Source organism: Vibrio sp. 10N.222.54.A3 (genome assembly GCF_041474095.1).
Classification (GTDB): Bacteria; Pseudomonadota; Gammaproteobacteria; order Enterobacterales; family Vibrionaceae; genus Vibrio; species Vibrio crassostreae_C.
On record NZ_JBFRTN010000063.1, the window covers coordinates 1 to 11,846 of the forward strand.

At 44.1% G+C, this 11,846-nt stretch carries 9 protein-coding genes and 1 pseudogene; 6 read left to right on the plus strand and 4 right to left on the minus strand.

Translation table 11 applies throughout. From position 1 onward, the window contains the following. Positions 1 to 234: 234 nt before the first annotated feature. Together nrfA and AB4507_RS14295 are read left to right on the plus strand one after the other, a co-directional pair. On the plus strand, positions 235 to 1,665 hold the full coding sequence (gene nrfA / locus AB4507_RS14290) for an ammonia-forming nitrite reductase cytochrome c552 subunit (RefSeq protein ID WP_372182856.1): 1,431 nt from the start codon (positions 235 to 237) through the stop codon (positions 1,663 to 1,665). Between the two features lie 125 nt (positions 1,666 to 1,790). After that, complete coding sequence (locus AB4507_RS14295; protein ID WP_372182857.1) at positions 1,791 to 2,135, plus strand: rhodanese-like domain-containing protein; 345 nt, start codon at positions 1,791 to 1,793, stop codon at positions 2,133 to 2,135. A gap of 120 nt (positions 2,136 to 2,255) precedes the next feature. Here the strand turns inward: AB4507_RS14295 and AB4507_RS14300 are convergent, their stop codons facing one another. Together AB4507_RS14300 and gyrA are read right to left on the minus strand one after the other, a co-directional pair. After that, entirely contained in the window at positions 2,256 to 2,885 is a 630-nt protein-coding gene (locus tag AB4507_RS14300) for a tetratricopeptide repeat protein (RefSeq protein ID WP_102530463.1), read from the minus strand. Positions 2,886 to 3,059: 174 nt separating this feature from the next. After that, positions 3,060 to 5,720, minus strand: coding sequence for a DNA gyrase subunit A (gene gyrA, locus AB4507_RS14305; protein WP_372182858.1), 2,661 nt, complete (start codon positions 5,718 to 5,720; stop codon positions 3,060 to 3,062). A gap of 258 nt (positions 5,721 to 5,978) precedes the next feature. Here gyrA and ubiG point away from each other — a divergent pair, with 258 nt between their 5' ends. The 4 genes from ubiG to yfaE all read left to right on the plus strand — a co-directional run bounded on the left by ubiG (position 5,979) and on the right by yfaE (position 11,028). After that, positions 5,979 to 6,722, plus strand: coding sequence for a bifunctional 2-polyprenyl-6-hydroxyphenol methylase/3-demethylubiquinol 3-O-methyltransferase UbiG (ubiG, locus tag AB4507_RS14310; RefSeq protein WP_372132323.1), 744 nt, complete (start codon positions 5,979 to 5,981; stop codon positions 6,720 to 6,722). 508 nt (positions 6,723 to 7,230) lie between these two features. Continuing rightward, a complete protein-coding gene (gene nrdA / locus AB4507_RS14315) occupies positions 7,231 to 9,513 on the plus strand; it encodes a class 1a ribonucleoside-diphosphate reductase subunit alpha (RefSeq protein ID WP_017060992.1) in 2,283 nt (760 codons plus the stop codon). A gap of 103 nt (positions 9,514 to 9,616) precedes the next feature. Then, the gene (nrdB, locus tag AB4507_RS14320; protein WP_017063554.1) at positions 9,617 to 10,750 is read left to right on the plus strand and encodes a class Ia ribonucleoside-diphosphate reductase subunit beta; all 1,134 of its coding nucleotides are present in this window, start codon (positions 9,617 to 9,619) and stop codon (positions 10,748 to 10,750) included. Next, a complete protein-coding gene (gene yfaE, locus AB4507_RS14325) occupies positions 10,750 to 11,028 on the plus strand; it encodes a class I ribonucleotide reductase maintenance protein YfaE (RefSeq protein WP_010438115.1) in 279 nt (92 codons plus the stop codon). The genes nrdB and yfaE overlap by 1 nt, the downstream gene beginning before the upstream one ends. Positions 11,029 to 11,200: 172 nt before the next feature. Here the strand turns inward: yfaE and napF are convergent, their stop codons facing one another. Beyond that, the gene (gene napF / locus AB4507_RS14330; RefSeq protein WP_017060994.1) at positions 11,201 to 11,716 is read right to left on the minus strand and encodes a ferredoxin-type protein NapF; all 516 of its coding nucleotides are present in this window, start codon (positions 11,714 to 11,716) and stop codon (positions 11,201 to 11,203) included. Continuing rightward, a pseudogene (locus AB4507_RS14335) lies at positions 11,716 to 11,846 on the minus strand (molecular chaperone); the annotation flags it as partial. The gene napF and the pseudogene AB4507_RS14335, both read right to left, overlap by 1 nt.

Genomic DNA, 11,846 nt, shown 5'->3' on the forward strand with positions numbered 1-11,846 from the left:
ATAATAATTATCAATTGAACTTTAATATCCCTACCCAGCAATACCCCTTTAGGGTTATATAAACTTCAACGTGATTGAAGTCACTACCATTAATTGATCTAAGACAAGCTATATCCAACACGTAACAAAATGTGTTTGTTTATGAATTAATATAAACAGGAATTCTCCAGTTCTTAATTTGAATAGCAAACTCACAACGCTTGGTATAAGAATCAGTATATTGGAGATATCACTGTGAAAAAGCATTGGATACGTAATTCGGTCACAGCACTATTAATGGTTAGCGCATCACTAGCAAGCGCAACCAGTTTTGCTGCGTCTGAACAAAAAGAAATTGGCGACCCTCGTAACGACCAGTTCGAGCAAAACCACCCAGATCAATATCATTCATGGAGACAGACTTCAGAAAGCGAAACCATTGAAGACGCACTAAAAGAAGATCCCAACATGGTTATCATGTGGGCTGGCTACGGCTTCGCAAAAGATTACAACAAGGCACGTGGTCACTTTTATGCGATTGACGATGTACGACAAACACTTCGTACTGGCGGCCCAACGGACGAAAACTCTGGCCCTATGCCAATGGCGTGCTGGAGCTGTAAAAGCCCAGACGTAGCACGTGTTATCGAAGAGCGTGGTGAAGACGGTTACTTTGAAGGTAAATGGGCACGTCTTGGCAACGAGATTGTTAACCCTATTGGCTGTGCCGACTGTCACGATACCCAAAGCGAAGGCTTTAAAAATGGTGAGCCAGCACTGAAGGTGACGCGTCCTTATGTTGAACGTGCGTTCGATGCGATTGGTAAGAAGTTTGAAGACCAAGGTCGCTTAGATCAACAAGCTTCCGTTTGTGCTCAATGTCATGTGGAATACTACTTCACAGGACCGACAAAAGGCGTGAAATTCCCTTGGGACAAAGGGACTCGTGTTGAGCAAATGGAAGAGTATTACGATGGAATCGGCTTTAAAGATTGGACGCACAAAGTATCTAAAGCGCCAATGCTAAAAGCACAGCACCCTGGCTATGAAACGTGGCGTGAAGGCATTCACGGCAAAAACAAAGTTGCTTGTGTTGACTGTCATATGCCGAAAGTGACCAAAGAAGATGGCACCGTTTATACCGACCATAAAGTGGGTAACCCATTCGACCGCTTCGAAGATACGTGTGCAAACTGTCACACTCAATCTAAAGAAACCATGCGTAGCATCGTTTCAAGCCGTAAAGCTCAAGTGCTAAACATGAAGCTGACCGCTGAGAAACAAATCGTTGCCGCTCACTTTGAAGCAGGCGCGGCATGGGAAGCAGGTGCGACAGAGCAAGAGATGGAGCCTATCCTACTGGATATCCGTCACGCTCAATGGCGTTGGGACTACGCTATTGCATCTCACGGCGTTCATATGCATGCACCTGAAATCGCTCTAGAAGTGCTAGGCACTGCCGTTGACCGCGCAGCCGATGCTCGTACTAAGATTGTTCGTCTACTGGCGAAGAAAGGCATCACTGATCCAATCGAGATTCCAGACATCTCAACCAAAGAGGCGGCTCAAAAAGCGCTTGGAATGGACATGGATAAGATGAACGCTGAAAAACAACACTTCTTAGACACAGTTGTTCCTAAATGGGAAGAGCAAGCTGAAAAGCGTGAAGCCAGCTACGAATACTAGTTTCTTCAATTAGACCATTACGTAAAAACCAGTCACACTATTATTGTGTGGCTGGTTTTTTAGGTTTGGGGCAATACACATTAATATCTCCTCCCCAATCCACTCGCCAATTCAAGGAATATATAATGAAAACCTTACTTTCACTTTCAGCATTATGTATCGCACTACTCAGTTCAGGCGTTTACGCCTCTGAGCGTGCTGAGACAGGGTGGGAATTAATAGAGAAAGGCGCATTAGTGGTTGATGTCAGAACACCTGCAGAGTTCGAACAAGGGCATCTGAACAACGCCATCAACTACCCTCTTTCTGAAGTCGCTACTCACTTCGCCAAGATAGATAAAGACCAACCGATCGTTTTGTATTGCCGCAGTGGTAATCGTTCAGGGCAAGCCTATCAATTCTTGCGAGCTCAAGGATTTACTCAAATCCACAACGCAGGTGGGTTAATAGAAATGCAAGAAAGCCAATAGCTTGAGAGGTTAACGGCTTTAGAGGCTAAACGCTTCAAAGGTAAGTCGTTTCAAAGGCTAATCGTTTCAAAGACAAATAGCTTCAAAAGCTAATCAGGAAGAACAGCCTATTGACCAAGCTTAGCGGATCATCTGTTTGGCTTGGTTGATCGAGTGAATGATCGAAACGCGATCAATCCCCTTTTGATTGGAGTCGAGGATTTGAGTCCACGCATCAATCGCTTGTTGATAGCGCATGCTGATGAAATGATCGGTCGCAATCAGCATCAATGCCGTACGATCATTGGGATCAAGCTGCATTGAGTGATCCAATAACGCATTCACGTCATCGCTCATCGTTTGAGAGCTGAGGTAATAAAGTGCGGTTGCTTTGGCCGCATAAAGGCCCGATGGTGCTTGAGGATCCAATCGAATCGCGTAGTCATAACAGGTGAACGCTGCATCAAACTCTCCTTTCTGCATATACACACCACCCAGCTTAAACCACAAATCGGATTGATTCGGATCTTGTTTGAGGCTTTGTTGAAGCTCACCTTCGAAATCTGTTGTCGTGTAACCATTGCTATCATCCAAAGGAAGTTGAGGTGTCTCCTGTTTCATTTGAGACCAGACAAGCACACTCAGAGCCACTGCAGTAAGGGAAATCACCACATTGCCTTTTAGATGACTACCATTGTCGCTCGCGGCAATAACGACCACGATCAAAAACAAGCTCATTAGTACTAACGCAACCAACAACCAGATGTCCATTCCACACTCCTTTATCAACCCTTTAAGTTTACCACTTTCCCAATCAGGCAATATTGATCGAGACTTAGCTATTAGGGTTTACGCCAATCAGAATAAACGAGCAGACAATAAAAAACCGAGCACCTTAGGCTCGGTTTTTTCAATGGTAAGCTTAATTACTTAACGTAATCGAGATTACTCAGTATCTTGCTCGCTATCACTTTCAGAGTCAGAAGCATCTGATGCTTGCTCTTCACTTGATTCAGTAACTTCAGCGTTGATAGTTTCAGCATTTGCTTCTTCAGCATCGCCTTCTACAATCTCAGCTTCTTCTACTTCGTCGATACGTTGTAGACCTACAACATTCTCGTCTTCAGCAGTACGAATCAGTGTTACACCTTGAGTGTTACGACCAACTTGGCTTACTTCCGCTACGCGAGTACGTACTAGTGTACCTGCGTCGGTGATCATCATCATTTCATCGCCTTCTTCAACTTGAACAGCGCCAACAACTGGCCCGTTACGTTCAGAGACTTTGATAGATACTACACCTTGCGTTGCACGGCCTTTCGTTGGGTATTCAGCTAGCTCAGTACGCTTACCGTAACCGTTTTGAGTCACAGTTAGGATATCGCCTTCGTTTGAAGGAACAATCAGTGAAACCACTTGATCGTCTTCTGGGAGCTTCATACCACGAACACCAGAGGCAGTACGACCCATTGGACGTACTTTGTCCTCGTTAAAGCGAACAACTTTGCCCGATTTAGAGAACAGCATGATGTCGCTATTACCATCAGTAATATCAACGCCAATCAGTGAATCATCGTCACGTAGGTTAACTGCGATTAGGCCGTTAGCACGTACGTTTGCGAATTGATCCAGTGATGTCTTCTTAACTGTACCGTCGCCTGTTGCCATGAAGATGAATTTCTCGTTTGAGAATTCAGAAACAGGCAGGATAGCCGTAATACGCTCACCTTCTTCTAGAGGAAGAATGTTAACGATAGGCTTACCACGAGCGGTGCGGCTTGCTTGAGGCAGTTGATAAACTTTCAAGCGGTACGTTTTACCACGAGTAGAGAAACATAAGATGTTATCGTGAGTATTAGCAACAAGCAGACGCTCAATGTAATCCTCATCTTTCATCTTAGTTGCACTCTTACCTTTACCACCACGACGCTGAGCTTCGTAGTCGCTTAGGATTTGGTACTTAACGTAACCTGCGTTAGAAAGCGTTACTACAACGTCTTCTTGAGCAATCAGCTCTTCCATGTCGATGTCATGAACTGCCGCTGTGATTTCTGTACGACGCTCGTCGCCATAGATTTCACGTACTGCTTCAAGTTCTTCACGGATAACTTCCATCAAACGCTCAGTGCTTGCAAGAATGTGCATTAGCTCAGCGATTTCTTCTAGAAGGGCTTTGTACTCGTCTAGAATCTTCTCGTGCTCTAGGCCAGTTAGGCGGTGAAGACGAAGTTCTAGAATAGCTTGTGCTTGTGTTTCCGTTAGGAAGTATTGACCATCACGGATGCCGTATTGGTCTTCCAACCAATCAGGACGAGCCGCATCAGTACCTGCACGCTCAAGCATTGAAGCAACGTTACCAAGATCCCAACCACGAGACACTAAACCAACTTTAGCTTCTGCTGGTGTTGGCGCGCTCTTGATCAGTTCAATGATTTCATCAATGTTAGCAAGTGCTAGAGACAATGCTTCAAGGATGTGTGCACGGTCGCGTGCTTTCTTCAATTCGAAGATAGTACGACGAGTCACAACTTCGCGACGGTGGTCTACGAAGCACTTAAGCATGTCTTTGATGTTGAACAACTGTGGTTGACCGTTATTCAACGCAACCATGTTGATACCGAAAGTCGTTTGCAGTTGAGTTTGAGCGTATAGGTTGTTAAGAACCACTTCGCCTACTGCATCACGCTTACATTCAATAACAATACGCATACCGTCTTTATCAGACTCGTCACGCAGTGCACTGATGCCTTCTACTTTCTTATCTTTAACCAGTTCAGCAATCTTCTCGATCAAACGAGCTTTGTTTACTTGGTAAGGGATCTCAGTAACGATAATGGTTTCTTTACCATTCTTCTCTACTTCGATATCCGCTTTTGAACGCATGTAAACCTTACCGCGGCCAGTCTTGTAAGCATCTACGATGCCTTTACGACCACTGATAAGTGCTGCTGTTGGGAAGTCAGGACCAGGGATATAGTCCATTAGCTCATCAATAGTGATATCTTCATTATTGATAAATGCTAAACAGCCATCAACAACTTCACCAAGGTTATGTGGTGGGATGTTGGTAGCCATACCTACTGCGATACCAGAAGCACCGTTTACCAATAGGTTAGGAATTTTTGTAGGAAGTACTGCTGGAATTTGTTCTGTACCATCGTAGTTCGGTACGTAATCCACAGTTTCCTTATCAAGGTCAGCCAGGAGCTCGTGAGCAATTTTCGCCATACGAACTTCGGTATAACGCATTGCAGCCGCGGAGTCGCCATCGATAGAACCAAAGTTACCTTGGCCATCAACTAGCATGTAACGCAGTGAGAACGGTTGCGCCATACGAACAATAGTATCGTATACAGCACTATCACCATGTGGGTGGTATTTACCGATTACATCACCTACTACACGAGCAGACTTTTTATATGGTTTGTTCCAATCATTACCTAGTACATTCATCGCGAACAAAACGCGGCGGTGTACAGGTTTTAGGCCATCACGCACATCTGGAAGGGCACGACCAACGATGACGGACATCGCGTAGTCTAGGTATGAACCTCTAAGCTCATCTTCAATATTTACGGGCGTGATCTCTTTCGCTAGATCGCTCATAGAGCCATTTTCCCTCTATAGTCAGATCGTATTTTTGAATACGTATAAGACCGAAAAATATAACACAAATTTACCTACGGAGGCATCACTTTCCCTCTCCTTTTACCATCTTGTGACCCTTGTAGCCAATCAATTGATGAGAAATTGCACCTCCGCATCATATCTTGCTGAAACATGGTCACTTTACATCCAATAAACTAGCAAAATTGTAGATCTTCTGGTCAGAGCGAAAAGGCAAGTTATAATGCCTGCAATTTCATGGATGCATTATTTAACTTGGAAATGCCGATTATGACTAAATCACAGAACGTAGACCCAGCAGAAATCAAAAAATTCGAAGACATGGCGTCGCGCTGGTGGGATCTGGAAGGCGAGTTTAAGCCTCTACATCAAATCAACCCACTGCGCCTAAATTACGTGCTAGAAAAGACCGAAGGTTTATTTGGTAAGAAAGTCCTCGATGTTGGCTGCGGTGGCGGCATTTTGGCTGAAAGCATGGCTGTTGAGGGCGCAGTAGTCATTGGCCTAGATATGGGTAAAGAACCGCTAGAAGTGGCACGTCTTCACGCATTGGAAACTGGCACCAAGCTCGATTACATCCAGAGCACCATCGAAGACCATGCAGAACAGAATCCACAAACTTACGATGTGGTGACATGTATGGAAATGCTAGAGCACGTTCCTGATCCACAATCTGTGATTAGTGCATGTTCAAAATTAGTGAAACCGGGTGGTCACGTGTTCTTCTCTACCTTGAACCGTAACTTCAAATCTTACCTGTTCGCTATTGTTGGTGCAGAAAAGCTACTTAAGATTGTTCCTGAGGGCACTCATGAGCACGAGAAGTTCATTCGCCCTGCAGAACTTATCAAGATGGTCGATAACACTCCGCTGCAAGAACTAGGGATTACAGGGCTGCACTACAATCCTCTTACGGACACTTATCGTTTAGGCACAAATGTAGACGTAAACTACATCGTCCACACGCAAAACTTTGGCTAAAAAATATCGGTAGCCCTACCGTAAAACCTTTTGTAAAAAAGACGAATGAAAAGAGTTGCAATTACCATAACTTTGCGACTTTTTTCAGTCTAAATTTCGTGCGCTAGCTTCCATTTTGACCACCTCGATTTAAATTTAATCGCCTAAAATCAATCGCCCATTTTGGCCAAAGATCAAGGGATTTTTTTTTATGGGCGTGCAAAAATAAAGCATCATTAAAAGCCGACTTTTATACAATCAAGTCACATATAACCTCATCAGTTAGTGGTCACTTACAGTTTTTTTTCAATCCACCACTTATCCACAAGCAACCCCATTTCTTTACCTTGAAAAATATCAGTTGTAGCACTATCTTGTAACCCAACAAACAAATGACCCCTATATGTTGTGTTTGAACTACAATGTATGGGTAGACCAAGATCACAAAGCCGAAACGTAATTTACAAAAATTACACAGAAATACACAAAAACACGGCCTTGTTCAGTTTTGTTAGGGAAATTAAGCAGAATGAACCAACAACTTACTGTTACCAAGCGTAACGGGCGCAAAGAAACGATCGATCTAGAGAAGATCCATCGCGTGATTACATGGGCAGCTGAAGGCTTGCACAATGTTTCTGTATCACAAGTAGAATTGAAAGCTCACATTCAGTTTTACGATGGCATCACCACTACTGACATTCATGAAACTATCATCAAGTCAGCAGCGGATTTAATCTCTGAAGAGACTCCTGATTACCAATATCTAGCAGCACGTCTGTCTGTATTCCACCTACGTAAAAAAGCGTACGGCGAATACGAGCCGCCTGCACTGTATGACCACGTTGCAAAACTGGTTGATATGGGTAAATACGATAGCCACCTTATGGAAGATTACACGAAAGCTGAATTCGAAGAGCTTGACGAGTACATCGACCACAAACGTGACTTAGACTTCTCTTACGCAGCGGTTAAGCAGCTCGAAGGTAAATACTTCGTGCAAAACCGTGTAACGAAAGAAATCTACGAGAGTGCTCAGTTCCTTTACATTTTAGTTGCTGCGTGTCTATTCGCTAAATACCCGAAATCGACTCGTCTTGACTACATCAAACGTTTTTACGACGCATCGTCTACGTTTAAGATTTCTCTACCTACACCGATCATGTCTGGTGTACGTACGCCTACTCGTCAATTCAGTTCTTGTGTACTGATCGAGTGTGGTGACAGCCTTGATTCAATCAACGCGACAGCAAGCTCAATTGTTCGTTACGTATCTCAACGTGCTGGTATTGGTATCAACGCAGGTCGTATCCGTGCGCTTGGTTCTGAAATCCGTAATGGTGAAGCGTTCCACACAGGCTGTATCCCTTTCTACAAATACTTCCAAACAGCAGTAAAATGTTGTTCTCAAGGTGGTGTTCGTGGCGGTGCAGCAACGGTATTCTACCCACTATGGCACGGTGAAGTTCAGTCTCTATTAGTACTGAAAAACAACCGCGGCGTTGAAGAGAACCGAGTTCGTCACATGGATTACGGCGTACAGCTGAACAAGCTTATGTACTCTCGCCTAGTTCAGGGTGGCAACATCAGCCTGTTCTCACCTTCAGACGTACCTGGCCTTTACGATGCGTTCTTCGAAAACCAAGACCGTTTTGAAGAGCTATACGTTAAGTACGAAAACGATCCTTCAGTGAAGCGTGAAACGGTTAAAGCCGTTGAGCTTTTCTCTCTGCTAATGCAAGAGCGTGCTTCTACTGGTCGTATCTACATTCAGAACGTTGACCACTGTAATACACACAGCCCGTTTGATTCTGAAGTAGCACCTGTTCGTCAATCGAACCTATGTCTAGAAATCGCGCTTCCTACTAAGCCACTTTCTAACGTAGAAGATGACGAAGGCGAAATTGCACTATGTACGCTTTCAGCATTCAACCTTGGCGCAATCAATGAACTGGACGACCTAGCAGAGCTTTCTGAGCTGGTTGTTCGTGCTCTAGATGCACTGCTTGATTACCAAGACTACCCGCTTCCAGCTGCATACAAGTCGACAATGAACCGTCGTACTTTAGGTGTAGGTGTAATCAACTACGCATACTACCTAGCGAAGAATGGTGTTAAGTACTCTGATGGCAGCGCGAATGGCCTGACTCACCGTACTTTTGAAGCAATTCAATACCACTTGCTAAAAGCATCTGTTGAACTAGCGAAAGAGCAAGGCCGTTGCCCATCTTTCCACGAGACCAACTACGCGAAAGGCCTACTGCCAATCGATACTTACAAAAAAGATATCGACTTAGTATGTGAAGAGCCACTGCACTACGATTGGGATTCTCTACGTGAAGAGATCATGGAGCACGGTCTGCGTAACTCTACGCTAACAGCGCTTATGCCTTCTGAGACATCGTCTCAAATCTCGAACGCGACTAACGGTATCGAGCCACCACGTGGTTACGTATCAGTGAAAGCATCGAAAGACGGCATCCTTAAGCAAGTGGTTCCAGATTTCCTAAATCTTAAAGAGAACTACGAGCTACTTTGGAACATTGGTTCTAACGACGGTTACCTACACCTAGTGGGTATCATGCAAAAATTCGTTGACCAAGCTATCTCTGCAAACACTAACTATGACCCAAGTGTTTACGACAGCGGTAAAGTACCAATGAAGAAGCTGCTTCAAGACCTACTAACAGCGTACAAGTACGGTGTTAAGACGCTTTACTACCATAACACTCGTGATGGTGCTAAAGACGACCAAGGCGATGCAGTTCAAGTGCCGGAAGAAGATTGTGAAGGCGGCGGTTGTAAGATCTAAACCGCAATAAACATTAAGACCCCAGAGAAGAGTTATCTTCTCTGGGTTTAAAGCATTAACAGGGTCCGTTTTATTACGGGTCTTTAAAGGATTTGAGGCATTTATGGCTTACAGTACTTTTTCTCAGCAAAAAAATGACCAACTAAAAGAACCAATGTTCTTGGGTCAGTCGGTAAACGTTGCACGTTACGACCAACAAAAATTCGAAATCTTCGAAAAGCTTATCGAGAAGCAGCTTTCTTTCTTCTGGCGTCCAGAAGAAGTAGACGTGTCTAGCGACCGTATCGACTACAACAAGCTTCCTGAGCATGAAAAGCACATCTTCATCTCTAACTTGAAGTACCAAACGCTTCTAGATTCAATCCAAGGCCGCAGCCCTAACGTTGCCCTACTTCCATTGGTATCTCTACCAGAAGTTGAAACTTGGATTGAAACTTGGTCTTTCTCTGAAACGATTCACTCTCGTTCTTACACGCACATCATCCGTAACATCGTGAATGATCCAGGCGTAGTATTCGACGACATCGTTGAAAATGAAGAGATTCTGAAGCGTGCTAAAGACATCGCTTTCTACTACGACGACCTAATCAAGCTAACGGCTGACTACCACCGCTACGGTGAAGGCAACCACAGCATCAACGGCGAAGACGTCAAGATTTCACTTCACGACCTGAAGAAGAAACTTTACCTATGTCTAATGTCTGTAAACGCACTAGAAGCGATTCGTTTCTACGTAAGTTTCGCATGTTCATTTGCATTCGCTGAGCGTGAGCTAATGGAAGGTAACGCGAAGATCATCAAGCTAATCGCTCGTGATGAAGCCCTTCACCTTACTGGTACACAGCACATGATCAACTTGCTACGCAATGGTCAAGATGATTTTGAATTCATGCAGATCGCTGAAGAGTGTAAGCAAGAGTGTTTCGACCTATTCAAAGAAGCGGCTGAGCAAGAGAAAGAGTGGGCAGAATACCTATTCAAAGATGGCTCTATGATTGGTCTGAACAAAGACATTCTTTGCCAATACGTTGAGTACATTACCAACATCCGTATGCAGGCTGTTGGCCTAGGTACGGCTTACCCAGCAGCAACGTCGAACCCAATTCCATGGATCAACGCTTGGTTGTCTTCAGATAACGTTCAAGTTGCTCCACAAGAAGCAGAAATCAGTTCTTACCTAGTTGGCCAAATCGACAACGAAGTAAAAGCTGACGACTTTGAAGGATTTGAGCTGTAATGCCAACAATCAAAATCAACAAACTGACTTCAATTGAATCTAACCCTTCAAACACTCTGTTGGAAACAATGGAACAAGCTGGGTTAGAGCCAGAATACAACTGCCGAGATGGTCACTGTGGCGCTTGCCGCTGCACGTTGGATTCTGGTGAGGTCGAGTACGTTGGTTTTGCTATGGCTTACACGCAAGGTAATGAGATATTGCCTTGTATCTGTAAAGCAAAGACTGAGCTATCGCTGAGTAACGTTATTCATAGAAACAAGCAAAAACGCGCATAAGCCAGCTGGCTTTAGGTCACTTTGTTCGAATATCGTCAATAAGAATCAAAAAAGGGTCCGCTTCCTTTAGGAATGCGGACCCTTTTCTATTTATGTCTTTAGGTATCTAAAGCGACTCGTCTATCACTCAACCAAATCTTCCTGTTGGCTTGTGTCATACAAAGCCAAACGTTTATTGCTGAGTCAGGTTAAGAGTCACAGAGCCAATATAACAAGCGCTTCGGCACTCTCCACAGCCGTTACACTTATCTTTGTCCACTGTAGGCAACTCTCCTACTTCGATGTGTATTGCACCAGCTGAACACGCCGTTTGGCATGCTGAACAGTCCATTTGCATGTAATTATTGCAGCTATCCGCAAAGCTCGGCTTGAGGTCGATATAAGGCGTGACCGTTGGATGAAGTGCGCCGGTCGGACACACTTCAGTGCATTTGTTACACATAGAACAACTGTTGTAATCCAAATTCAGCAGCGCACTGCCCTCTAGCATCTCAATAACGCTATTTGGACACGATTGTTCACACAATCCACAACCGTCGCAAAGACGCTCAAACAGCACCTCATCGACCGCTCTTGGCGGTCTTGCATGCAAGCGCTGTGATATCTCTTCATAATTCGCGGCTGCTTTAACCGGTTTAGAAAGTCGAGTTAAGAAACCGCGTCTATTTGAATTTATTTGTTCAGACATTAGTCGATATATAACTTTTTAGTAGCAACGTTTAAATTATATTCAGATATTAAGTACTTAAACCAATCTATTACATCAACCGATAGCTTTTTATAAAAAGATAACTCTGATGCTTTATTTAGTTTTTCTA

Coding starts and splice junctions, on each gene's coding strand:
- nrdA (WP_017060992.1), top strand. CDS start 7,231: ATGAACCAACAACTTACTGTTACCAAGCGTAACGGGCGCAAAGAAACG.
- AB4507_RS14295 (WP_372182857.1), top strand. CDS start 1,791: ATGAAAACCTTACTTTCACTTTCAGCATTATGTATCGCACTACTCAGT.
- AB4507_RS14300 (WP_102530463.1), bottom strand. CDS start 2,885: ATGGACATCTGGTTGTTGGTTGCGTTAGTACTAATGAGCTTGTTTTTG.
- ubiG (WP_372132323.1), top strand. CDS start 5,979: ATGGATGCATTATTTAACTTGGAAATGCCGATTATGACTAAATCACAG.
- napF (WP_017060994.1), bottom strand. CDS start 11,716: ATGTCTGAACAAATAAATTCAAATAGACGCGGTTTCTTAACTCGACTT.
- nrdB (WP_017063554.1), top strand. CDS start 9,617: ATGGCTTACAGTACTTTTTCTCAGCAAAAAAATGACCAACTAAAAGAA.
- gyrA (WP_372182858.1), bottom strand. CDS start 5,720: ATGAGCGATCTAGCGAAAGAGATCACGCCCGTAAATATTGAAGATGAG.
- yfaE (WP_010438115.1), top strand. CDS start 10,750: ATGCCAACAATCAAAATCAACAAACTGACTTCAATTGAATCTAACCCT.